The 22,986-nt window shown below is 53.5% G+C and carries 19 protein-coding genes and 1 other RNA gene; 7 read left to right on the forward strand and 13 right to left on the reverse strand.

Going from position 1 to position 22,986, the window contains the following annotated elements; genetic code table 11:
- The first annotated feature begins 1 nt into the window (after nucleotide 1).
- Nucleotides 2-1,171 carry an HlyD family efflux transporter periplasmic adaptor subunit gene (locus J8X26_RS11145; RefSeq protein ID WP_152324340.1) on the forward strand — a complete coding sequence of 390 codons (1,170 nt, stop codon included), beginning with the start codon at nucleotides 2-4 and terminating at the stop codon, nucleotides 1,169-1,171.
- 208 nt (nucleotides 1,172-1,379) lie between these two features.
- Here J8X26_RS11145 and J8X26_RS11150 read toward each other — a convergent pair.
- Together J8X26_RS11150 and J8X26_RS11155 are read right to left on the reverse strand one after the other, a co-directional pair.
- Nucleotides 1,380-1,461: non-coding RNA, RtT sRNA (locus tag J8X26_RS11150), on the reverse strand.
- Nucleotides 1,462-1,572: 111 nt separating this feature from the next.
- Nucleotides 1,573-3,561 carry a DUF4034 domain-containing protein gene (locus tag J8X26_RS11155; RefSeq protein WP_208950911.1) on the reverse strand — a complete coding sequence of 663 codons (1,989 nt, stop codon included), beginning with the start codon at nucleotides 3,559-3,561 and terminating at the stop codon, nucleotides 1,573-1,575.
- Between the two features lie 769 nt (nucleotides 3,562-4,330).
- Here J8X26_RS11155 and ompC point away from each other — a divergent pair.
- The gene (gene ompC / locus J8X26_RS11160) at nucleotides 4,331-5,458 is read left to right on the forward strand and encodes a porin OmpC (RefSeq protein WP_152324338.1); all 1,128 of its coding nucleotides are present in this window, start codon (nucleotides 4,331-4,333) and stop codon (nucleotides 5,456-5,458) included.
- Nucleotides 5,459-5,584: 126 nt separating this feature from the next.
- Here ompC and J8X26_RS11165 read toward each other — a convergent pair whose 3' ends face one another.
- The 6 genes from J8X26_RS11165 to J8X26_RS11190 all read right to left on the reverse strand — a co-directional run bounded on the left by J8X26_RS11165 (nucleotide 5,585) and on the right by J8X26_RS11190 (nucleotide 11,978).
- A complete protein-coding gene (locus J8X26_RS11165; protein WP_104921314.1) occupies nucleotides 5,585-5,971 on the reverse strand; it encodes a helix-turn-helix domain-containing protein in 387 nt (128 codons plus the stop codon).
- Nucleotides 5,972-6,472: 501 nt separating this feature from the next.
- Nucleotides 6,473-8,245, reverse strand: a complete 1,773-nt coding sequence (locus tag J8X26_RS11170) for a penicillin-binding transpeptidase domain-containing protein (RefSeq protein WP_152324337.1) — start codon at nucleotides 8,243-8,245, stop codon at nucleotides 6,473-6,475.
- A gap of 219 nt (nucleotides 8,246-8,464) precedes the next feature.
- Nucleotides 8,465-8,707 carry a DinI family protein gene (locus J8X26_RS11175; protein WP_152324336.1) on the reverse strand — a complete coding sequence of 81 codons (243 nt, stop codon included), beginning with the start codon at nucleotides 8,705-8,707 and terminating at the stop codon, nucleotides 8,465-8,467.
- Nucleotides 8,708-8,786: 79 nt separating this feature from the next.
- Entirely contained in the window at nucleotides 8,787-9,752 is a 966-nt protein-coding gene (locus J8X26_RS11180) for a glutathione S-transferase family protein (protein ID WP_208950912.1), read from the reverse strand.
- A 192-nt stretch (nucleotides 9,753-9,944) separates the two neighbouring features.
- Nucleotides 9,945-11,726: an LPS biosynthesis-modulating metalloenzyme YejM gene (gene yejM, locus J8X26_RS11185; protein ID WP_208950913.1), complete on the reverse strand. Its 1,782-nt coding sequence runs from the start codon at nucleotides 11,724-11,726 to the stop codon at nucleotides 9,945-9,947.
- 24 nt (nucleotides 11,727-11,750) lie between these two features.
- Nucleotides 11,751-11,978, reverse strand: a complete 228-nt coding sequence (locus J8X26_RS11190) for a YejL family protein (RefSeq protein WP_104921319.1) — start codon at nucleotides 11,976-11,978, stop codon at nucleotides 11,751-11,753.
- 222 nt (nucleotides 11,979-12,200) lie between these two features.
- On the opposite strand from J8X26_RS11190, the gene yejK reads away from it, so the two are divergent.
- The gene (yejK, locus tag J8X26_RS11195) at nucleotides 12,201-13,202 is read left to right on the forward strand and encodes a nucleoid-associated protein YejK (RefSeq protein WP_208950914.1); all 1,002 of its coding nucleotides are present in this window, start codon (nucleotides 12,201-12,203) and stop codon (nucleotides 13,200-13,202) included.
- A 93-nt stretch (nucleotides 13,203-13,295) separates the two neighbouring features.
- Here the strand turns inward: yejK and rplY are convergent, their stop codons facing one another.
- Together rplY and J8X26_RS11205 are read right to left on the reverse strand one after the other, a co-directional pair.
- Complete coding sequence (gene rplY, locus J8X26_RS11200; RefSeq protein ID WP_095922802.1) at nucleotides 13,296-13,586, reverse strand: 50S ribosomal protein L25; 291 nt, start codon at nucleotides 13,584-13,586, stop codon at nucleotides 13,296-13,298.
- A 154-nt stretch (nucleotides 13,587-13,740) separates the two neighbouring features.
- Entirely contained in the window at nucleotides 13,741-15,504 is a 1,764-nt protein-coding gene (locus J8X26_RS11205) for a DEAD/DEAH box helicase (RefSeq protein ID WP_165058247.1), read from the reverse strand.
- A 374-nt stretch (nucleotides 15,505-15,878) separates the two neighbouring features.
- On the opposite strand from J8X26_RS11205, the gene rsuA reads away from it, so the two are divergent.
- The gene (gene rsuA / locus J8X26_RS11210; protein WP_152324331.1) at nucleotides 15,879-16,586 is read left to right on the forward strand and encodes a 16S rRNA pseudouridine(516) synthase RsuA; all 708 of its coding nucleotides are present in this window, start codon (nucleotides 15,879-15,881) and stop codon (nucleotides 16,584-16,586) included.
- A 28-nt stretch (nucleotides 16,587-16,614) separates the two neighbouring features.
- The gene (locus tag J8X26_RS11215; protein WP_208950915.1) at nucleotides 16,615-17,826 is read left to right on the forward strand and encodes a Bcr/CflA family multidrug efflux MFS transporter; all 1,212 of its coding nucleotides are present in this window, start codon (nucleotides 16,615-16,617) and stop codon (nucleotides 17,824-17,826) included.
- Here J8X26_RS11215 and fucR read toward each other — a convergent pair.
- A complete protein-coding gene (gene fucR / locus J8X26_RS11220) occupies nucleotides 17,823-18,554 on the reverse strand; it encodes an L-fucose operon activator (RefSeq protein ID WP_208950916.1) in 732 nt (243 codons plus the stop codon). The genes J8X26_RS11215 and fucR overlap by 4 nt on opposite strands.
- Nucleotides 18,555-18,782: 228 nt before the next feature.
- Between fucR and J8X26_RS11225 the strand changes: the two genes are divergently transcribed.
- Nucleotides 18,783-19,436 (forward strand): L-fuculose-phosphate aldolase, encoded by a 654-nt coding sequence (locus J8X26_RS11225; RefSeq protein ID WP_208950917.1) that lies wholly within the window; start codon nucleotides 18,783-18,785, stop codon nucleotides 19,434-19,436.
- 57 nt (nucleotides 19,437-19,493) lie between these two features.
- Here J8X26_RS11225 and J8X26_RS11230 read toward each other — a convergent pair whose 3' ends face one another.
- Both J8X26_RS11230 and J8X26_RS11235 read right to left on the reverse strand, forming a co-directional pair.
- Complete coding sequence (locus J8X26_RS11230) at nucleotides 19,494-20,849, reverse strand: MFS transporter (protein ID WP_165058233.1); 1,356 nt, start codon at nucleotides 20,847-20,849, stop codon at nucleotides 19,494-19,496.
- Nucleotides 20,850-21,024: 175 nt separating this feature from the next.
- Nucleotides 21,025-22,008, reverse strand: coding sequence for a LacI family DNA-binding transcriptional regulator (locus tag J8X26_RS11235; RefSeq protein WP_208950918.1), 984 nt, complete (start codon nucleotides 22,006-22,008; stop codon nucleotides 21,025-21,027).
- A gap of 206 nt (nucleotides 22,009-22,214) precedes the next feature.
- Between J8X26_RS11235 and idnO the strand changes: the two genes are divergently transcribed.
- Complete coding sequence (gene idnO, locus J8X26_RS11240) at nucleotides 22,215-22,979, forward strand: gluconate 5-dehydrogenase (protein WP_152324325.1); 765 nt, start codon at nucleotides 22,215-22,217, stop codon at nucleotides 22,977-22,979.
- Nucleotides 22,980-22,986 lie beyond the last annotated feature (7 nt).

Raw genomic sequence — 22,986 nt, forward strand, 5'->3', positions numbered from 1 at the left:
CATGGCACACGTAACATTGAATGATGAGTTGGAAGCCGAAAGCCGGAAAGTGTCGTGGATTATCTGGGTGACGCTCGGCAGTCTGCTGGTCTTTTTCATCTGGGCGCGTTTTGCCGTGCTGGATGAAGTGACGGTAGGTACCGGTAAAGTGACACCGTCGAGCAAAGCGCAGCAGATTGATTCTCTGGACGGCGGCGTGATTTTAAAACTGATGGTGCAGGAAGGTTCGGTCGTCAGCCGTGGCCAGCTCCTGGCACAACTCGACCCGACCCGTTCGCAATCAAACTACGGCGAAGCGGCCTCACGCGTCAGAACCCTTCGCGCGTCTTCTGAACGTCTGAGCGCGGAACTGACCGGTGCGCCGCTGAAATTCAGCCCGGAAACCATGAAATCCCCGGAACTGGTGGCGCGCGAACGTCAGCTTTATTTGTCGCGTAAACAGAACCGTGATGAGACGGTGACCAACCTGAATCAGTCCCTCAAACTGGTGAATGACGAAATCAACATGACCCAGCCGCTGGTCGCCAAAGGTGCCGCGGGGCAGGTGGAAGTCATCCGCCTGAAACGTCAGGCCAGCGAACTGCGTGGCAAAATCGACGATGCGACCAACCAGTACGCGGTGCGTGCGCGCGAAGAGCAGGTGAAAAATAACGCCGATCTGGATGCAGAGTTGCAGGTCATGGCGGGTAAAGAGGATCAGGTCACCCGTTCCGAGTTGTATTCGCCGGTTCACGGCATCGTAAAAGACATTCAGGTCTCCACCGTCGGTGGCGTACTCCAGCCGGGCGGCAAGCTGATGGAAATTGTCCCGATTGAAGACCAGTTGCTGATCGAAACGCGTATCAACCCGCGTGACATCGCCTACATCCGGCCAGGATTACCGGCCACGGTAAAAATCTCGGCCTATGACTCGTCGATTTATGGCGACCTCGAAGGCAAAGTCGAAGGCGTATCGCCGGACACCTTGCAGGATGAAGTGAAGCGCGACCAGTATTACTACCGTGTTTACGTCCGGACGGATAAGGCGTTCCTGACCAATAAAGCCGGACGCCAGTTCCCGATTGTGCCGGGGATGGTGGCGAACGTCGATATCAAAACAGGGCAGAAAAGTGTGCTGGATTATCTGATTAAGCCGCTGAATAAGGTGAAGGAATCATTGAGGGAAAGGTAAGCAGGAGGCCGCTGCTTGTGTGGCTTCAACTTCAACTTCAAGGTCGCGGGCGTCGGCCCACACCGGCTTGGGGGACGGCTTATCGCCGCCGCCCCCCAAGCCCCCCCGGGCTCTTTCACTGCGCGCTTCGCGGGCGCGACGGACATGTTCTGACGCAATTGTGGGTGGCGCAAAATGTCATCGCTGCGCGATTCCCGAATTTCAGGTTTACTCGGCCTACGGCCTCGCCCTTCGGGCCGTCACTTCGTGACGTTGTCTCGCTCCGCTCGGCTCGGGCCTCTGGTCTCGAACCATTCATTCGGTGCCATTTTTGAGCACGCCAATAAACTTATCTAAAAGATAAATCCATTCCGTTTTTGATTTTAAGCCCGGATTGGGCGGCGAGCCCAAAATAACACCCGCTATTGCAGCGGCTCCTGCAAACGAAACTCCGCCACCGGATCTTCCACTTCGGCTTTCCGTTTATCCTGCCATAAATTCATGCGTGCCCGCAGTGAGCCGTTGAGATCCTGATGCACCTGTCTGGTGGCTTCGGATTCGGGATTCAGTTCGAGAGCAAACTCAATAAACTTGCTGGCGGTGTAACGGTTTTTCTTTGTGCCGGTGCCTGTCAGCCACGCCATGCCCAGCGTGTAGGCGGCTTCGGCGCGATCGGGATGCGCAGGATTATGCAGAATTTCGGGTAACCACTGGCCGGTGGCGAGACGTTTTTCCGCGTCTGTGCCGTTATCCAGCGCACAGCTGGCGCGGAAGTAGGCGGCGGAAAGATGTCCGGCGTCGGCGGCGCGCTGATACCAATGCATGGCCTGCTCGTAATCCGGCTCTGCGCCAAGGCCTTCCCGCAGGGCGTTGGCACAGGTAAACATGGCGGGCACCAGCCCGGAGCGTGCGGCGCTGAGCACGCAATCCATCGCGTTGCTGTCGTTGTGATATTGCTCCGGCACATCCTGATGCCAGCCGTTGCGGTAGAAAAAGTACAGTTCGTAGCAGTGAATGGCGCTGCCGTGACGGGCCATTTCGGTCATCAGGAAATGCGCGGCGTCCAGATCGTCGTTGATCGCCATGTCGTGCGCCAGTGTGACCAGATCTTTCACCGGCTGTTCGTCACCGGAATGCTGCATCATAGACCAGGCGTGTTCCATTAATCCGCTGCTCAGCTCTGGTCTGGCGGGCAATCCGTACAAACCATATTGCAACGCGGCAGCGGCAAAGCTGACCAGCACCGGATCGGTGGCCTGACTCAGCGCACGGGTCAGCAAGTGCGTCAGAACCGGCAATCCTTCCTGATGGCCATTCGCCAGCACCGCACGGGAAATAAAGAGCGCGGCAAAATGACCGGGCATCGCCTGCGGGGAAACCGCGAAGAGATCCTGATAAACCGCCAGCCCCGCCTGATCGTCATCCTTCCAGTACGCCATGCAGATCCCGGCCAGATCCAGCAAACGGACGCGGGTGGCGGGCTCCAGTGGTTGTGCAAGTAAACCAGCCAGTTGTTGCTGTAATTGCGCGGCTCGCGGGGATTCGCGGTCCGCGATTTCGCCGGATAAAGCATCGCACAGCGCATTTGCGCGGAACTGGTTGCGCTCATCGTCACTGAATTCCGCACAGAGCGGGCCGTCGATGATCAGCATCTGCTGCTCATCGCTGCCGCCCCAGAATGCGGAATGGAATAAAAGGTAGGATTCCATCGTGCCGACGTCCGCGTGGCGTACCGACATCGCCATGCGCAGCCAGTAACTGAGCGCTTCGTCGTCCGCTTTGCGGGTTTGTTGCAGGGCGGCAGGCAATGACTGCGGCCAGTGTGTCGCAGGTTCAAAACCCAGCGCATGGATGTGCGCGATACCCGCCTGCCAGATTTCGCTGCCCTGAATCGAGAACTTCTCATGCAGCGGTTTGGGGATTTCACCGGCGAATAAAGATTTAAGCCAGTACGGTTCACCGAAGCCGCCGCTGAGATTCATCATATGGCGGAAAGCGTGGGTCGGGCGGGAATGCAGCTCAATGGCTTTCAGGAAAGCCAGCACGGCGTAATCGCAGCAGAGCTGGGCACCAAGCCACTGGTGATCTTCAATGTCTTCTTCATTGGGTGCCTGACGGATCATCCAGGCATTTTCGTGCCAGACCATCCCCAGTAAAACATGCGCGTGATAGCTCTGCGGACATTGCTGCGCCCAGTCGCTGAGGATCTCCAGCGGATTCAGTGCCTGGAACTCCGTGCCGCCAAACAGCGTGGACGGATGCATTAATAATCCGTAATCGCTGTGGCTTTCGCCCTGATTCTGCCAGCTACGCATATGTGACAACAGCCACTCGTCGAGTTTGAGAAAACGGCGGGTTGCCAGAAGCATTCTGGCTTTGGAGATGTTATCTGGCTGGTCCTGTTGTGGCATGGGGTTCCCTGAACAGTTGAAAAATAAGATCTTGCGTGGCACCGGCAGTGTACCTGTCTCCCCTGAGGCGATCAGCGGGATTGGTCTGACTTTATCTATAGTAACGGATCTGAACCGTCGCTGACCAATAAACCCTCTCCACAATATCGATTAATAATAATCCGGAAATTCCTTAATAATTCCTAGGATTAGATATCAACTATTAATAAAATCGGGGTGTGAATAATGGAGAAACTGTGAGGTAATTATGGAGAAAAGTACTTGTTGTGCGCGATATAATTAAGTGATGAATGTCACATTAAGTTATTATTTCTTATAAAAATCAAAAAAAAACCGACCACTAAGGGTCGGCTGTTGTTTCCACAAGACGGGGAATGAGGGTAATAGAATAACAAATAATGATGATAGCGAGAGGGAGTATATATTATTAGGAGGAAGTTGCTTTATCACTTAGTGCGGTAAGTATCATGTATATCCTATTGTTTTTATTGTAATTCTTATTAAATTAGCTTTGCGTGCTTTATTTTAACAATTATCAGTGGCACTAAAAATGCTCAATTTTAATAAATTGTTACACCTTCTAATAAATAGGAAATGTCTTAACTAATTTCGTATCATTTTCTTTCTGGATTAATAGTAATTATATCCAGAGAATGGATTTGCCATGTCGGGCCAAAATTCATACAAGCGTTATGCAATATCTAAAGCAGTAAAAAAACGTGTATTTTACATTCAGTGGCACGGTCCGACACCTATCGAGGACAGAAAAATGAAACTCCGTGTTCTTTCACTCATGATCCCTGCGTTAGTGGTTGCAGGCTCAGCAAGTGCGGCAGAAGTTTATAATAAAGATGGTAATAAACTGGACCTTTACGGTTTAGTTGATGGTTTGCATTACTTTTCAAACAACGCGGGCAATGACGGCGATCAGAGCTACATCCGTCTGGGCTTCAAAGGCGAAACGCAGATTACCGACCAGCTGACCGGTTACGGCCAGTGGGAATATCAGGTTCAGGCCAACCAGGCCGAAAGCTCAGATGACGGTGACCGCGCCTTTACCCGTTACGGTTTTGCCGGTCTGAAATTTGGCGATATGGGGTCCTTCGACTACGGTCGTAACAATGGCGTCATGTATGACGTAGCCGCCTGGACCGACATGCAGCCAGAGTTCGATGGTTCCACCTACGGAGCTGACCAGTTCCTTTATCAGCGTACCAACGGCGTTGCGACTTACCGTAATGACAACTTCTTCGGGCTGGTGGATGGCCTGCACTTCGCTCTGCAATATCAGGGCAAAAATGACAGCGGTGGCGGCGAGCCTGGTACACGTGATGTGCTGACGCAGAACGGCGACGGTTACGGGATGTCCCTGAGCTACGATATTGGCGCGGGCGTCAGCGTGGCGGGTGCCTTCTTCAATTCTGACCGTACTGATGAGCAAAATACCGCTCCTGGCATCATGGGCGACGGTAAAAAAGCGGAAGGTTACACCGGCGGTCTGAAATATGACGCTAACAACGTTTACCTTGCAGCGATGTTTACTCAGGCTTACAACGCTTCCCGTTTCGGTTCTACCGATTCAGAAGCTTATGGTTATGCTAACCAGTCACAGGCCTTCGAAGCTTACGCAAGCTATCAGTTCGATTTCGGCCTGCGTCCGTTCGTCGCCTATAACCAAACGCGCGGTAAAGATTTAGGAACCGACCGTCTGGGCAACAACTACCAGGATCAGGATCTGGTGAAATTTGTCGACCTGGGTGCGACTTACTACTTCAACAAAAACATGTCGGCCTATGTTGACTACAAAATCAACCTGATCGACAGCAGCACCTTCACCGATAACGCCGGTATCAACACCGATGACGTTACCGCGGTAGGTCTGGTGTATCAGTTCTAAGCGTGCCTTTCTCAGACACAGAATAGCGCTTTGTTTTTGCAAGACTTGAGTACAAGCAGTCAAAAAAGCAGTAAAAGAACGCGGCCTCTGATGGCCGCGTTTTTTGTCACTGTAAGGCTACGATTCTCAGGCTGATTTCTGATGGATCAGATGAAGCGGGGGAGAAACGTCGAGTTCGATGTTCGGGTTTTGGCGAAATTCATGAGGCGTGATGTTAAAACGCTTACGGAACATGTAGGTAAAATGCGACTGTGAGCCAAACCCGAAATCCATCGCGATATCGAAAATCGGGGTTTCACTGCTGCTCAGCTGATAAACAGCGCTCGCCAGACGGCGTTCCCTGATGTACTTCCCCAGAGAAATGCCTGTCGATTCTTTAAATAATTTTTGCATGTGCCAAAGCGAATAGCCTGAATACTCAGCCAGTTCTTCAAGATGGATGACGCGACCAAGATGGCCTTCAATCCATTTGCTGAGTGCGCAGACGATAGCGATATGAATGTCTTGAGCCATAACCAGTCTGTATTAAGGTTGAATACCGCTATTATACACGACTTCGCCATGATGGCGTGGCAGGTGTTGCTCAGTTGATGGCGGAGCAGACAACTTGCAGAAATGGCCCGGTGGGCAGAACGACGCGCGTCGTCTGGCGGGCCATCATGTTAACGTAGCAGGATCCAGTGAATTAACCGCGCTATGCCATCGTCAACCACAACAATCCCGACGAGAATAAGAACGATCAAAATGACGAAGTTCTTACCGGTTGGCACAGTGATTTCTCCCTCGTGAACGCTGTTTACCAGGGGCCGCTACCCTGCATATTGAGGGCAATAACGCCCAGACAAACCGCGACAAAAACGATAAAAACGATAAGAAGCCGTTTCATTTTTTTCTGACAGAGCGCGCTGCTCTTCCTCCGCGTGGACTTCAACTGACAAAACATCCGCACGTTAACCGCTTCTTTCGGTGAGATCCAGCGTGTCAGCGTTTTTTCGCTATTTTTCTACGCTTCGTTTAACCATCAGTCGCCGGTCTACGCACCAGATCCGTTTTCTGACCGCCATTGATAACGGTCGTTGGCGGTGTTTCCGGCACCAGCGCATCCGGCGCAATGTTCATGTGGTTAAGAATTTCGCCCATGATATGTCCGAATATCGGGCCCGCTACCGAGCCACCGAAGTGTTTACCGGCCTGCGGGTTGTTGACCATAACAACCAGCGCCACGCGCGGATTACTGGCCGGTGCAACACCGGCGGTGTAGTTGATGTAACCGCCATCGTATTTGCCGCTGGCTCCCATTTTTTCGGCAGTACCGGTTTTAATCGCTAAACGGTAGCCGGGCACCGCCGCACTGAGGCCGGAGCCGCCGGGCAGGGCGTCACTTTCCATCATATGAATGACCGTCCTGACCACATCGGCGGACATCACGCGGGTGCCCAGTACCGGAGGCGTAACCTTGGTTATCGACAGCGGACGGTAAATACCTTCCGCGCCGATGGTGGCATATTCACGGGCGATTTGCAGCGGCGTGACGCGCAGGCCGTAGCCGAAGGAGAACGTGGCGCGTTCGATGTCAGCCCAGCGGTCACGGTGCGCCGGGAAGTAACCGCTGCTTTCGCCGCCGATCCCTAAATCAGTGGCTTTACCCAGCCCGAACGACTGATAAAGCTGAACCAGCACGTTGGCAGGCATCGCAAGTGCAATGTGTGATACCGCGATGTCGCTGGATTTTTGCAAGATGCCGGTAATGGTCAGCGCTGGCCAGTGCCCAACGTCTTTAATCAGGTGACCGTTAACGGTGTACGGATGGGTATCGAGCACGGAATCCGGGCGAATCATACGGCGCGCCAGACCGGCCATGACCACCAGCGGTTTGACCGTCGAACCGGGTTCAAAACTGTCGCTGATGGCGACGTTACGCATGTCTTTAGGCTGAACGCCCGCGTAGTTATTCGGGTTGTAAGACGGGAAGGAGGCCATCCCCAAAATTTCACCGGTGCTCACGTCGACCAGCACGGCAGCTCCGGATTCTGCCTGGTTGAGCAATACGCCTTCACGCAGCCGCGAATACAACACGTACTGCATAAAGCTGTCGATACTCAGGTTAATGGTCGGCGGCTGTTGCGGTGCGACTTCTTTCAAAATCCCGATGACGTTGCCGTGGCGATCCTGACGGTATTCGCGCATGCCGGGTTTGCCCTGCAACAAGGCATTAAAACCTTTTTCGATGCCATTAAGGCCTTCGTTATCAGTACCGACCACGCCGACGAGGTTTGCTGCGGCTTCACTCATCGGATAATAGCGGCTGTCGTCGTTTTGGCTGGAGACACCGCCAAGGTGCAACTGGCCAATATCACCGGCAATCCCTTCTTCGATTTTTCGACCGAGATAAACGAAACGGCGCTGCGGATCACTGTTGATGGTTTGCTGTAATTGCGAAAGCGGGACATTCAGCGCAGAAGCCAGATATTGCCATTTCGGGCTGTTGAGGTCGCTGTGTAGTTCCAGAATACGGAACGGATCAGCAATAATATCTTTTGACGCCACACTGAGCGCAAGAGGGTGCCCGTTGCGGTCGGCAATCGTGCCGCGCCCGGCGGGAATAATGCTGGAACGCAGTGAACGCGAATCCGCTTCTTTTTCCAGCATGGGCTGATTGAGCAGCTGTAAATAGCCTACGCGGCCCAGCAGAAGTGCCAGACAGCAGACAATGCCGAGACAGATCAGCGCAAAGCGCTTGGTGTAAAAATGAGGTTGGGCGCTGGATTTTCTTGGGCTCGGTGGCATGGCTGTTTCGCAAAGTCGTTGACGCGTTTGAAGCGAAAAGCGATGACGCGAAGGCAGTTAGCCGGATGAAATTAATCCAGACTGTGCCCGATAAAACGGCGGCTCATCGCTCTGAAAGATAATGAATTTATATAACGTTCACATCTTATATTAAGCGATAGCTATGGGTTGTTTAATTCAATTGCTCTTTGTAACCAAGTGCAACCGAGACGCACCTTTTTACTCGACCGAAAGCCATTCGTCGGCTTCTTCAAACATTTCTTCCAGCATTTGGTTTAATTGCGAACGTTCCTGCTTGCTGGCTCCGTGCGTATTCAGCCCGTTGGCCTGCATCGGTTTCACTTTTACTTCAGCGTCAGGGAACATGCGGTGTACCCGCTTAACCAGTTCTGCCTCAATTTTTTCACTGGCATTTGGGATCCTTGAGACATTCCGTTTGTCAAAAATCAGTTCGACCCGCATAGCTTTCCTCGTTTTCTGGCTGGGGGAGAAAAATAACTGTTGAAATATACAGTGTTATCTTTGCGGGTCCAAGCAATTTTTAGCGTAGTTTCTGGATGATGCCCAGACTGTCCAGCCGTTCACGGTTATGGGCGCGTCGTAAATCCAGTTCCGGGCCCGCCGGGACAATTCCGGTCGGGTTCAGCCACAGAATTCCGTAATAGCCTTGTTTGATGTCCGCCAGATTGACGGTGTCACTGATCCCCGGCCACTGATAGAGTTCACGCAAATAATTTGAAAGATTAGGATAGTCTTCAATACGGCGGATATTGCATTTGAAAGCGCCGTGATATGCGCTGTCGAACCGCACCAGCGTAACGAACAAACGCCAGTCGGCTTCGGTGAGGTACTCCCCGGCGATATAACGGTGGCTGTCTAAATGGGCTTCCAGCATATCAAGTGTGCTGAAAAGCCGGGTGACGGCCACGTCGTAGCTTTCCTGCGTTTTCGCAAAGCCGGTTTTGTACACGCCGTTATTGACGTCGTGATAAATAATTTCGTTCCAGCGGTCGATTTCCTCGCGCAGCGGGGCAGGGTAGAAATCATCCTGATTGCCGTTGAGGGCGTCGAAAGTGTGGTTAAGGATGCGGATGATGTCGGCTGATTCGTTGTTCACGATGCGACCTGCCTGGCGATCCCACAAAACGGGTACAGAAACTTTGCCGGTGTAATGTGCATCGCTGGCGGTATAAAGCTCATGAACGTGGCGGATGGCCGGGATTTTATCTCCGGCATCCTGAGGCTCGTCGAACGTCCAGCCATTTTCGCCAATGACCGGTTGTGCGATGGAAACGGAAATAAACTTTTCCAGCCCTTTCAGATGACGGAATATCAGGGTTCGCGAAGCCCACGGGCAAAGATAAGAAACGAAAAGCTGATAACGGCCTGCCTGCGGCTCGATGTGTGTTTCACGAAACGCGGTTTCCTCGCGATGAAAGGCGCCGTTTTTAATTTCTTCTTTAGCGACGTCGCCGCTTACCCATTTTCCGTTGACCAGTCCCGACACGATGGCTGTACTCCGATAACGTTATTATTGTTGATGAACTTACCGTAGCGGTTTTGTATGAGTTCATAAACGACATAATTTTCAAAAAGAAGGTCAAATAAACTGAAGGGGATTTTGACGGGACGCGGAAGGGATGATTCCATAAAAAAACCAACCGGTTAAGGTTGGTTTTTCAGGTGTCCTGCAAAACGATTAATTGGCCAGGAAGCGTTTTTCGTCGGTCAGAACCTGTAACAGCAGGCCAAGTTCCGGCTTCTGATCTTTAATCCGTTTACCGTTATTATCGAAGGCGCGGTAATCCCCGTCGCTTTCCAGCTCAAGCGTCTGGTCTGGCGTGGTGATCACCAGCGTTCCGTCGTCGCTGGTCGTGACCCAGTTGTGACGGCGTTTCGCGGCAAACAAATCCTCGCCCTGCGAATAATCTGCCGGTGACGTGGTGACGTGAAGCAGACGCTGCATCAGCGTGGTCATTACATCCGCGTGATCGGTAAGCTTGCTGATACTCTGAGCCGGTGTGCCCGGCCAGTGGATAATCAGCGGAACCTGCAACTGGCGGCGGTTCATCGCGTTACCCGAACCCCAGGTGCCGTTCTCGTTAAACTCGATACCGTGCGAAGCGGTAATCACCACCACGGTTTTATCGAGATCGCCGCGATCTTTCAGCGATTGCAGCATGACCGCAATTTGCTGATCAACGCTTTGCGCGCCGTGCTGATAGCGATGAATAAACGTATTTCCGACCGGTACGCTGTCGCCGTCCTGACGCAATGAGGTGCTGATGCCATTCAGGTTGACGTACGAGAACCACGGACCGTTGCCGCGCACATTCAGCCATTGCTGCCACTGAGAAACGGTTTGTGCATCCGACTGTTTTACAGGCGCAGGCAGGGTGAAATCGGTCAGCAGAGCCTGACGGTACAGCGGGCTGTCAAAGCCGTCCGAAGCAAACAGACCAAATTCGTAACCTTGTTGCTCCAGCGATGTCACCAGCGCAGAAGGTTTACGTGCGGCCAGAATGCCCTGCATATAGGTCGGCGAAATTCCGTAGAACAGGCTAAACTGGCCGGTGTCATTACGGTTGCCGGAGCTGAAATGCTGGTCAAAACGAATATTGTGCTTGGCGAAATCGGCCAGCGCAGGCATGTCCTGATCGAGCGTCGCTTCATGCACGCCGTCGAGCACGACCATCAGCAGGTTATATTTCGAGCCGGTTTTGGCGAAACTGATGCTGTTAAGCGGATATTCCACCGCCAGCGCTTCCGGATTCCCTTGCTCAATCAGTCGCTTCTGGTATTCCTCGGCATTCAGCAGACCGTGTTTTTCGAGGAATTTACGCGCCGTCATCGGATACGACAGCGGAAGATTCGCGCGCTGCATGGTAATCGGACGATAGAAATTTGCATCCGCCCAGATGTACATCAGGTGCGACGCAAAGAAGCTCACGATAAACAGCACAACGATTGGCTTGGCGAAATTACGGCGGTTCAGGCTGCGCAGCTTTTGCCACGCCCAGGTGCCGAATAACATTTCGAGCAGGAAAATGACCGGCACGGCAATAAACATCAGCTGCCAGTCGCGCGCCATTTCGCCCTGACCCGGGTTAACGACCAGTTCCCAGACCACCGGATTAATATGCAGGTGGAAGCGGGTAAACACTTCGGTGTCGACCAGAATCAGCGTCAGCCCGGCAGTTGCCAGTATCGCGGATAAGAATCGCAACAACCGTTGCGACATCACCACGAACGTCAGCGGGAAGATAATCAGTAAGTAGGCGGCAAAACCGATAAAGCTGAAATGCCCAAGCCAGCTGACCAGCGCGTAAATACGCCCTTCCAGAGAGGAAGGCCAGTCAGAAACAAACAGGTAGCGGCTGCCTAGCCCAAGAATCAACAGGATATTGAAGAGGGCGAACCAGTGGCCCCAGCTGATCATCTGGGAAACTTTTTCGCGATAGCGCTGACTATTTGTCACCATGAGAGGGTCTGGGCAATGAGTGAATTAATGGGCTTTATCTTCTCTTATCGACGCTTGCAAAGCTTTAGCAAAAGATTGGGACAATGCTTTGCGTTGTGCAGGAGCGACGCTGGTGTTAATAAGGTTTGTCACCATATTGCCCAGGACCATCAAAGAAAGGTCGGTCGGGGCGCGGTGTTTTTCCAGAACAGTTGCCAGCTCGGAAAGGATCTGTTCAACGTGTTCGTCACTGTAACGGGATGATTGTGCCATAGAGTAATGTGCTTCTTGATCTGACAAAGTCCAATATCTTAGCCGATCACGCCACCACTTTCCGCATTTTTATAACGGGGGGCGTGTCGGGGTCGTGATCGTATCTGTGAATCAGTATTTCAGGGGCTGGAACAGGTTGCGGCTTTAGCGCTTCGGTGTTTGAATACGCCCCGCAGGCAGACCCTTCTTACACGGCTGCAATTCTTACAGGAGAAAGTCCCCATGAGTCTGGATATTGAGCAGATCGCTCTGCACCAGTTGAATAAACGTGATGAGCAAACGCTGGATGTTGTGCTGCGCGATACGCTTTTGACCCCGAATGCCGCCGTTGATGAAATGATGGCTGAACTGCACCGTGTTTACAGCGCGAAAAGCAAAGCCTATGGCCTGTTCAACGAAGCCAGCGAACTGTCAGCGGCGCTGCGCAGTTGCCGTAAAGGGGACGACGATTTCCTGTCATTCAGCCGTGCCGCGACCGGACGTCTTCGTGATGAGCTGGCAAAATACCCGTTCGCAGAAGGCGGCGTGGTGCTGTTTTGTCATTACCGTTTCCTGGCCGTGGAGTATTTGCTGGTTGCGGTGCTTAACAGCCGCAGCAGCATGCGCGTCAACGAACAGCTCGACGTCAGCAGCATCCATTATCTGGATATCAATCACGCCGATATCGTGGCGCGTATTGATCTGACCGAATGGGAAACCAATCCTGAATCTTCCCGCTACCTGACGTTTCTGAAAGGCCGCGTCGGGCGCAAAGTTTCTGACTTCTTCATGGATTTCCTGGGCGCTTCTGAAGGCCTGGATACCAAAGCGCAAAACCGCGGTTTGTTGCAGGCGGTAGATGATTTCTGTACTGAAGCGCAGCTCGATAAAAACGAGCGCCAGAACTATCGTCAGCAGGTGTACACCTACTGCAACGAGCAGTTGCAGGCCGGCGAAGAAATTGCGCTGGATGATTTATCCGAAGAGCTGCCGCCCTGGAATGACAAGAAATTCAAAGAATTCACGCAGGAACAAGGTTATCAGCTGGAAGAAACGTTCCCGGCCGATCGCAGCACGCTTCGCCAGCTGACCAAATTTGCCGGCAGCGGCGGTGGCCTGAGTATTAACTTCGATGCGATGTTAATGGGCGAACGTATTTTCTGGGATCCGGCGACCGATACGCTGACCATTAAAGGCACGCCGCCGAACCTGCGGGATCAGTTGCAGCGAAAGTCCGGCAAATAAAACCTGGATCGCAGCCAATAAAAAACACCGCCGGGGCGGTGTTTTTTATTTGTTCTCGCACGGCGTCCCGATGCGCAACAACTCAGTCAGCGATTAAACGCGAACGAAGTCGATGTGAGCCAGTTTTGGCTTGAACGGGTGACGCTGTACAGCCTGAACTTTAACTTTGGTTTCTTTACCGTCGATAACCAGAGTAATAGCTTCAGAGTAGAACTCCGCTTTAACTTCCATGTTCTTAACAGAATCATGGTCCAGTTTGATAGAAACCGGAGCAGCTGAGCCACCGTAAACGATAGCTGGGAATTTGTTTTCTGTACGCAGGCGGCGGCTCGCACCTTTGCCCTGCTCGTCCTGTGGACGTACTTCTACATTGATAGTGAACATGTATGTTTCTCTATATATAAAAAAGTTTGCCCCGCCACCTGCGACCGAGTGACGAGTTGAGTACTACAAGCTTCCACACAAGGCGAAAGCGGGCGGTATGATACCGGAGCAGGGCAGTTGCAGCAATATAAATAGCCGGTTTCAGGTTATTTACTCACCCGCGCAGCTCATTGGCGCGCCGGTAACGCCCTTCATAATCGAACATTTTCTCGCGCACCTGCCAGAACTGGCCTTTCATCCGCGCGACAACAAAATCCGGATGACGCAGTAAAACCTGCTGCGCCACGATATCGGCGGCGGACTTCCATTCCAGCGGCACGCCCGGTGCGCGCTGATGCGGACGCAGGAAATTATGCAAAAAAGCCATCCGCTGGGCGGGCGTTTGCAGGCGGAAACGCTCGGAAACGTCCGCGCCATCCTCATCGTAATAGGTGATTTTCAGCCATTCGCCTTTGTCGTCGCGCCCGTGTTCAAGGTTCATGCCGCCGCAGCGTAAGACCAGCGCATCTTTCAGGCGCAGCGCGGCTTTCAGCATATCGTCCGGGTCGACCAGAATTTCCTGACACTGATGACAGCGCCGCGCCGCAATATCGTTTTCCGCGCCGCAGTGCGGGCAGCTTTTGAAGCGGAAACGGAAATCACACTGCTCGCGGTTGCCGTCGTCATCTTCCAGCACGCCCTGACAGCGGCGGCCAAAATGTTCTATAACCGTGCCGTCTTCGGTGGTTTTGCCCCAGAAGATATTGGCGAAACCGCAGGCCGGGCAGAAAACCTGCACCGGTTTGTTGTCGCCCGCCGGTTTGTGACTGCCCACCTCCGGCGTAAACAGGTCATGCGGATTTCCGGCGTAATCGAGGATCAGGCAATCCGTTTTGCCCGGCGACAGACGCAGCCCGCGCCCGACAATCTGCTGATAAAGGCTGACGGATTCGGTCGGGCGTAAAATGGCAATCAGATCCACATGCGGCGCGTCAAAGCCGGTGGTCAGCACCGAGACGTTCACCAGGTAGCGCAGTTCCTGCTGCTTAAAGGCGGTGATCAGCCGGTCGCGTTCGACGGCGTGGGTTTGCGCGCTGATCAGCGCCGCTTCGCCTTTGGGCAGCAAACCGAAAATTTCACCGGCGTGTTCCACCGTTGAGGCAAAAATCATCACACCTTTGCGGTCGTGCGCGAACTCAACAATCTGGCTGATGATGTGCGGCGTGATGCGTTTTTGCTGACGCAACTCATCGTTAAGATCCGCCTCGCTGAACAGCCCGTTGCTGTTGGCCTGCAACCGGCTGAAATCGTAGCTGACGACCGGCATATCGAGCCGTTCCGGCGGCACCAGAAAGCCGTTTTTAATCATGTAACGCAGTGGCAGTTCGTAAATACAATCGCGGAACAGGCTGTTGGAATCGCCGCGCACAATGCCCTGATGGTGATACTGATAAATCCAGCCTTTGCCCAGACGATAGGGCGTTGCCGTCAGCCCGAGCAGCCGCAGACGCGGGTTTTGCGCTTTAAGATGGCCGATAATTTGCTGGTACTGGCTATTATCGTCGTCGGAAATTCGGTGGCACTCGTCGACAATCAGCAGGGAAAACTCACCGCTGAATTCTGCCAGATTGGGCGCAACGGACTGCACGCTGCCGAACACCACTTTACCGCTGCTTTGTTTGAGATTCAGGCCCGCCGCGAAGATATCCGCTTCCAGCCCGTAAGAAAGATATTTGCTGTGATTCTGCGCGACCAGTTCTTTGACGTGCGCCAGAACCAGCACGCGCCCGCGCGCCACCCTTGCCAGCTCGGCAATCACCAGGCTTTTTCCGGCACCGGTAGGCAATACGATCACCGCCGGTTCATCGTGCTGGCGGAAATGACGCAGCGTAGCGTCAACGGCTTCCTGCTGATAGGGACGAAGGGTAAAAGCGGTCACGGGGAGAATCACCTCAGACTGACTTATTAAAAAAGTTTGTTATTAATGATCACTGTTAATAACTACAGTGGTGAAGTATGCCAAGAAATCCTCTTCATGGCGATCTGCAATCAAATCACCTGCCGTGAATGTTTAGCCTGCTTATTTTTCCTCTTCCTCCTAGGATGCGCCGCCAAGCACAGCTATACTCTTGCGCTCAATGCGGCAGTGAATCTGCCCCCTCGAAGTAATAATCACTCGTTGCAGCTATACGAACTGAAAGTATTACGAATCGAACAACCCTGAACCCTGTCAGTTGCCCTGTTGCAGCGGCGGGGTCTTGTGTTTTATCAGTAACGCGATCACTCAGATCGCCATGAAGGCAAGACTATCCAATGCGTCTGGACAAGTTTCTATCTCAGCAATTAGGTGTAAGCCGTGCGCTCGTTTTACGTGAGCTGCGCAACAAACGTGTCACCGTTGACGGCGAAATCGTCAAAACCGGCTCGATGAAAATCAGCGCTGAACAGCGCGTCGAGTTCGACGGCAATGTGCTGGATCTCATCACCGGCCCGCGTTATTTCATGCTTAACAAGCCGCAGGGTTACGTGTGTTCCACTGATGATCCGGATCATCCGACCGTTCTGTACTTCCTCGAAGAGCCGGTGGCGTACAAGCTTCATGCCGCAGGGCGTCTGGATATCGATACCACCGGTCTGGTGTTGATGACCGATGACGGCCAGTGGTCGCACCGCATCACTTCGCCGCGCCATCATTGCGAGAAAACCTATCTGGTTACGCTCGAAAATCCGCTGGCTGACGACACCGCCGCGCAGTTTGAAGCGGGCGTACAGCTGCACAATGAAGATTCCCTGACCAAACCGGCCAAACTCGAGCAAATCGAAGAGAATCTTGTGCGTCTGACCATCAGCGAAGGCCGTTACCATCAGGTGAAACGTATGTTTGCGGCAGTCGGTAACCGCGTGGTCGCGCTGCACCGTGAGCGGATCGGCGAAATCGTGATGGATGAAGATTTGGAACCGGGCCAGTACCGGCCTTTAACTGAGCAGGAAATTGCCAGCGTTGGCGTTCCTTCGCGATAGTTTTTTCTGTTAACTGGAGCAGCTGAAAGTGCAAGAAAAACCGGTATCCCACATCGGACTGATTTTCATCCTGGGATTGATATCGATGCTGATGCCTTTGGCTATCGATATGTATCTGCCAAGCATGCCCGTTATTGCGCAGGAATATGGTGTTCCGGCGGGCAGTGTGCAAATGACGCTCAGCGCGTACGTGCTGGGTTTTGCGATAGGGCAGCTGTTTTACGGACCGATGGCCGACAGCCTCGGGCGTAAGCCGGTTATCTTCTGGGGCGTGCTTATCTTTGCTGTGGCGGCCGGTGCCTGTGCGCTTGCGCAGTCTGTCGAACAGCTGGTGTGGATGCGTTTCTTGCACGGTTTAGCGGCGGCAGCGGCCAGTGTGGTCATCAACGCGCTGATGCGCGACATGTTCACCAAAGATGAATTCTCGCGAATGATGTCTTTTGTGGTGCTGGTGATGACCGTTGCGCCGCTGCTCGCACCGATGCTCGGCGGTCTGCTGATGGCGATTTTCAGCTGGCACGCGATTTTCTGGGCGATGGCGATTGCAGCGTTAATCGCCGCCACGCTGGTGGGCGTTTACATCAAGGAAACGCTGCCCAAAGAGCGGCGGCAAAAATTCCATCTGCGCACCACCGTTGGCAATTTCGTCTCCCTGTTCCGCCACAAGCGCGTATTGAGCTACATGCTGGCGAGTGGTTTCTCGTTCGCCGGAATGTTCTCTTTCCTCAGCGCCGGACCGTTTGTTTACATTGAACTCAATCACGTTTCGCCGCAGCATTTCGGTTTCTACTTTGCGCTGAACATCGTGGCGCTGGTGATCCTGACGCTGATTAACAGCCGCAACGTGCGCCGTGCGGGCGCGGTGAAAATGTTCCGTTTCGGCCTGTTTGTTCAGCTGACGATGGGCATCTGGCTGCTGGTGGTGTGCGCGTTCGGGCTGCCGTTCTGGGCGATGGTGATTGGTGTGGCGGGCTATGTGGGCGTGATTGCGATGGTGACCTCCAACGCGATGGCGGTCATCATGGATGATTTCCCGCACATGGCGGGTACCGCGGCCTCTCTGGCCGGAACGATTCGTTTTGGCACCGGTGCGGCAATGGGTTCCGTGCTTTCGCTGTTTACCGCTAAAAGCGCCTGGCCGATGGTCGGTTCGATGGCGTTTTGCGTCATTGCCGCCACGTTGCTGTATCTCTACGCCAGCCGTCCGGCGAAAGTCACGGCGCATGCGCTGGCCGACTAAGGTTTTTCGTTTCGCTGCTGTGCATCACTCAGGTCGGAAATGACCTGAGTGACATCGTCAAGATGCCCAATCTGAACTTCACTGGTCCGGTTCAGTTTACTTTTATCAAGTAATAAAAGGCTTTGCGCCGCGCGCCGGAGCAGGGCGATTTTGTATTCCGCATTGCTGTCGTTGGAATCCCAGATAGCGCCAGCGGCGTCCACCGCCTCGCAGGAAAACAGAAACAGATCGATTTCCAGCGTTTTCAGCTGTGAGAACAGCGCCGGATTTACGTAACAGTCGTATTTGCGCAGAAGCCGGCCGCCGGAGCTGATGAGCTGAATATTCTGGCGTTTGGACAGTTCCCGGCACACGCGGGCGCTGTTGGTAAACACGGTGATGCCGATATCCGGCAACTGCCGCGCCAGCGACCAGCAGGTCGAGCTGGCATCGAGCGCAATCACCATTCCTTCATCAATCCACGACAGCGCCTGCCGGGCAATGTCCGCTTTCCGGCTCTGATGGCTTTTTTGCCGGACGCGGAAAGAATCCCCGCTGTCCTGCGTTTCCCGTTTAACGATCTTCGCCCAGCCGTGGCGGCGGATCAGCTGGCCCTGCGTTTGTAATTCCTGCAAGTCGCGGCGGATGGTTTCCCTGCTGACCTGTAAATGGCTGGCCAGATTTTCCGTGCTCTGGCTGCCCGTTTCGCGGATCAGTTGCAGGATGGCCTGATGACGCACAGCTTTCATTTTTTATTTTTCTCCCGGCAATGACGGCAATCCCGATTGACCGTTTTTAACATTTTGCGCTGAAACGGACACGCCAATGCGTGGCGGTTTGCGCGAATCGTTCCCTGAATACGGGATAATCAGAAGCCAGTCACATTTTTACCGCCCGGTCACCGGTCAGCGCCGCCTGCGTTACAAAATAAAGTGACAGAAACCAACAATACGCAGACCAAAACCGACGGGGCAAACATGAAAAGAGAACAGCTGGCTGAACAAATTATAGAAACCTGCCTGCAAATGACGCGCATGGGGCTGAATCAGGGAACGTCCGGCAATGTCAGCGTGCGTTATGGCGACGGAATGCTGATTACGCCAACCGGGATCCCGTATGAGGAGCTGACGCCACGGCAGATTGTCGAGGTCAGCGAAGACGGCAGACACGATCCGGCCAAAACACCGTCCAGCGAATGGCGTTTCCATCAGGCCATTTTTCGCGCACGACCCGACGCACAGGCCGTTGTTCACAACCACGCGGTACATTGCACGGCGGTTTCCATTCTTAACCGGCCCATTCCGGCCATTCATTACATGATTGCGGCGACCGGCAGTACGGTGATCCCGTGCGCGCCGTACGCGATTTTCGGGTCGCAGGCGTTGTCTGATCATACAGAAGCGGCGATCAGACAATCCAAAGCGATTCTTCTGCAACACCACGGAATGATTGCCTGCGGCAGTAATTTGCAGAAAGCGCTCTGGCTGGCGCAGGAAGTTGAAGTGCTGGCGAGGCTTTATCTGATGCTGCTGCCGGTGACGCCGGAAGTACCGGTTCTGTCCGGTGAAGCGATGGAAGCGGTACTGAATAAATTCCATCACTACGGAATTATTACGCGGGAAGAAGCCTGAAGGCTTAAATAAAAATGCCCGTCAGAATATGGCGGGCATCAGGGGATCCAAAAGTAATCAGTTCACGCCCTGCGCTTCCATTTGCTGGAGTTTGCGGGCTTTTTTGGCGCGGGCATATTCATCCGCCATGGCCTTGGCTTTTGCCCCTGGGATCAGCGCCATATCGCACTCTTTCGGCAACAGCGTAGTCACCAGCGCGGCAATCAGCAGGGATGCGACCAGTGCATAAATCGCAGTGCTCTGACCGTACAGACTGACTAACACGCCGACCAGATACGGACCGCAGAAACCGCCCAGATTCCCCAGACCGTTAATCACACCGCGTGCGCTGCCTGCCACTTCCGGCGTGGTGACTTTGCCCGGAATGGTCCAGAAGGCGCTGGTCGCGGCTTGCAGGAAGAACCCTGCACCGACCAGAAAACCGTAGGCCGCCATAATATTGTGACCAAACGCCACGGATGCGGCCAGACAGGCGGCGAAACCGCACAACGGCAGGGCGATAAACATGCGGCGTTTGCCGGTTTTATCGGACAGCACGGACATCGCCAGGATCCCCAGCATGGTGCCCACATAAGGGATAATCGCCAGCATGCCGACTGAACTCATGTCGCCGCCGGTGAGGTTTTTCAGGATAGTCGGCAGCCACAGCGTGTAGCCGTAAATCCCGGTCTGATAGAAGAAGTTAATGACAATCAGTTTGACGATAGATTTATTGCGAAAGACCTCTTTGAGCGGCGCGTTATTGACCGGTGCCAGCGCCCGCAGTGCTTCGCGTTCACGGTTTAATTCGGTGACCAGATAATCGCGTTCGCGCTCAGACAGCCATTTCGCTTCTTCCGGACGGTCGCTGATGGTGAACCACCAGAACAGCATCACCACGAAAGATAATGCCCCTTCGATGATGAACAACCAGCGCCAGTCGAGCGTATCCAGGATCAGGCCGGACAGCGGCGCGGTAATCATCCCGCCGAGCGGCGCGAACATCAGCACATACGCATTGGCGCGGCCACGTTCTTTATCCGGGAACCAGTTGCTGACCATCGTCAGCACCACCGGCAACATCCCGCCTTCCGCTACACCCAGCGCAAAACGCAGGAACAGCAGCTGATACTGGTTAGTGATAAAGCCGGTCAGAATGGAAATCACCGCCCACGCAATCAGCGAGCAGGCGATGAATTTACGGCCGCTACCGTGTACCGCCAGGCTTCCGCCGGGCACCTGTAAAAACAGATACCCGATGAAGAAGATACCGGCAGCCAGACCGGCCATTGATGCGGTGATACCTAATTCGGCATCCATTCCGCCGGGCATGGCAAAACTAATATTGACCCTGTCCATGAAGGAAATAATACAGGCGATAAGTATTGGGGCTATTACACGTAACCAGCGGGCCTTAGGAATTTTATTATTCATCGTCTTTCCTCTGTGTGCTTGTATCCGGCGATGACCTAATAAAAGCATTTTGAGGAAAGTATTTCGTGACAGGTGTCACGTTGAATTATGTTAAGAAAAGGTGTTACCTGCAACGTGATCCTGCACCGTAGTTGGCATGCAGGATGACAGGAAGGAAATAGCAGAAAAGGGCACGTTAAATCGTGCCGCCGAGGGAAATCCGGTAGTGCAAATCGACACGCTCAATGGTCGGCAGGTTTTTGATTTTTTTAAGCAATATTTCGGCGACAACCTTGCCCATTTCAAAGCGCGGTGTAATAACGCTGGCCAGCAACGGCGTGGTCGCCAGCCCGATATCCAGCCCGTGAAAACCTGAAATCGCCATGTCCTGCGGGACGCGGATGCCCAGTTTCAGACATTCCTGTAACACGCCGACGGCAATATCGTCGTTGGTACACAAAATTGCATTGGTGTGCGGATACAGCTGGCGCGCCATCGATAACATTCCGGCGCCGATAGACACCGATGAAACCTTATTCGGGGTGATATGCACCGGCGTCAGCCCGCGTTCAGTCATTGCCCGGCTGTAGCCCTGATAGCGTTTCTGGTCACGCGCGTCTGACATCGAACCGAAATACACCGCATGCTCCTTGCCGCTGGCGAGCAGCGTATTCGCCATGTCATATCCGGCTTGCTGATTATCAAAACCTACCGCAATACGGCCATTCTGATCGTCGAGATCCATCACCTGAGCGACAGGAATTTCAGCCGCATTCAGATACTTATCGGCTTTGAGCGTATGCACGGAATCCGTGAGGATCAGCCCTGCCAGCTGATAACCGAGCAGATTGATAATGTGCTCTTCTTCGCGGTCCTTGCTGTAATCGTAATTCACCACCAGCGTCTGGTAGCCCTGCGCGGACGTCACGGACTCAATACCGGCCAGCAAATCGGAGAAAATCTGATTGTTAAAAGAGGGCACCAGAATGCCGATGCGCGGCGCTTTGGCCGGTCCGCGGGCTTCTTCCAGCGGATAACCGACTTCTTCCATGACTTTGGTGATGCGTTCGCGGGTTTCAGGAGAGACTTTTTCCGGCGTGCGCAGAAAACGGCTGACCGTCATCTTGGTAACATCCGCCAGTTGGGCGATGTCCTGTAATGTCACGCGCTGGTTTCTCATGCGGGTTTCCCTGATTATTTCCCAAAATATACCCGATTATTGAAACAGAAAGCGCCGGAGATTGTTATCAAAATGATGATGATCACATCGGGAGTAACAGGGTTTTTTAACATCCTCCAAGGTGATCTGCATCACAGTTTGGCCGCCGGTAAACCGTTGTAGTGGGGCTAACTTTTCATAAGCAGCTTTTTAATAAGGCCAACGTCATGACAAATCTCTTCTCCCTGGATAATAAAAAGATTCTGGTCACCGGTTCTACGCGCGGTCTGGGTTTCCTGCTGGCGAAAGGGCTGGCGCAGCACGGGGCGGAAATTATCGTCAACGGCACGCAGCAGGAATCGACACAAAAGGCCGCTGAAGCGCTGCGTGCGGAAGGGTTTATCGCACACGCCGTGTCATTTGATGTCACGAACAGCCAGGCAGTGAATCAGGCGATAGACCATATCGAAAAGGCCATTGGCCCGATTGATGTGCTGGTGAATAACGCGGGGATCCAGCGTCGCCACAAATTTACCGATTTCCCGGAAAAAGACTGGGACGACGTGATTGCGGTGAATCAGAAGTCTGTTTTCCTGGTGTCGCAGGCAGTTGCGCGTTACATGATCCAGCGTGAGCGCGGCAAGATCATCAATATCGGTTCGATGCAAAGTGAGCTGGGCCGCGACACCATTACGCCGTACGCTGCCTCTAAAGGTGCGGTGAAAATGCTGACGCGAGGGATGTGCGTTGAACTGGCGCGCTACAATATTCAGGTGAACGGCATTGCGCCGGGCTATTTCAAAACCGACATGACGCAGGCGCTGGTCGATAACAAAGAGTTTTCCGAATGGCTGTGCAAACGCACGCCAGCCGCGCGCTGGGGCAACCCGGAAGAGCTGGTCGGCGGTGCGGTTTATCTGTCCTCCAGGGCGTCAGATTTCGTGAATGGTCATTTACTCTTTATCGATGGCGGCATGCTGGCCGCCGTTTAGTATAGGA

It is taken from the genome of Rahnella sp. ChDrAdgB13 (assembly GCF_017655185.1).
Lineage (GTDB): Bacteria > Pseudomonadota > Gammaproteobacteria > Enterobacterales > Enterobacteriaceae > Rahnella > Rahnella contaminans.

Excerpts from the sequence above, each read along its gene's own strand:
- J8X26_RS11145 (WP_152324340.1), top strand. The coding sequence starts at position 2 with ATGGCACACGTAACATTGAATGATGAGTTGGAAGCCGAAAGCCGGAAA.
- J8X26_RS11155 (WP_208950911.1), bottom strand. The coding sequence starts at position 3,561 with ATGCCACAACAGGACCAGCCAGATAACATCTCCAAAGCCAGAATGCTT.
- ompC (WP_152324338.1), top strand. The coding sequence starts at position 4,331 with ATGAAACTCCGTGTTCTTTCACTCATGATCCCTGCGTTAGTGGTTGCA.
- J8X26_RS11165 (WP_104921314.1), bottom strand. The coding sequence starts at position 5,971 with ATGGCTCAAGACATTCATATCGCTATCGTCTGCGCACTCAGCAAATGG.
- J8X26_RS11170 (WP_152324337.1), bottom strand. The coding sequence starts at position 8,245 with ATGCCACCGAGCCCAAGAAAATCCAGCGCCCAACCTCATTTTTACACC.
- J8X26_RS11175 (WP_152324336.1), bottom strand. The coding sequence starts at position 8,707 with ATGCGGGTCGAACTGATTTTTGACAAACGGAATGTCTCAAGGATCCCA.
- yejM (WP_208950913.1), bottom strand. The coding sequence starts at position 11,726 with ATGGTGACAAATAGTCAGCGCTATCGCGAAAAAGTTTCCCAGATGATC.
- J8X26_RS11190 (WP_104921319.1), bottom strand. The coding sequence starts at position 11,978 with ATGGCACAATCATCCCGTTACAGTGACGAACACGTTGAACAGATCCTT.
- yejK (WP_208950914.1), top strand. The coding sequence starts at position 12,201 with ATGAGTCTGGATATTGAGCAGATCGCTCTGCACCAGTTGAATAAACGT.
- rplY (WP_095922802.1), bottom strand. The coding sequence starts at position 13,586 with ATGTTCACTATCAATGTAGAAGTACGTCCACAGGACGAGCAGGGCAAA.
- rsuA (WP_152324331.1), top strand. The coding sequence starts at position 15,879 with ATGCGTCTGGACAAGTTTCTATCTCAGCAATTAGGTGTAAGCCGTGCG.
- fucR (WP_208950916.1), bottom strand. The coding sequence starts at position 18,554 with ATGAAAGCTGTGCGTCATCAGGCCATCCTGCAACTGATCCGCGAAACG.
- J8X26_RS11225 (WP_208950917.1), top strand. The coding sequence starts at position 18,783 with ATGAAAAGAGAACAGCTGGCTGAACAAATTATAGAAACCTGCCTGCAA.
- J8X26_RS11230 (WP_165058233.1), bottom strand. The coding sequence starts at position 20,849 with ATGAATAATAAAATTCCTAAGGCCCGCTGGTTACGTGTAATAGCCCCA.
- J8X26_RS11235 (WP_208950918.1), bottom strand. The coding sequence starts at position 22,008 with ATGAGAAACCAGCGCGTGACATTACAGGACATCGCCCAACTGGCGGAT.
- idnO (WP_152324325.1), top strand. The coding sequence starts at position 22,215 with ATGACAAATCTCTTCTCCCTGGATAATAAAAAGATTCTGGTCACCGGT.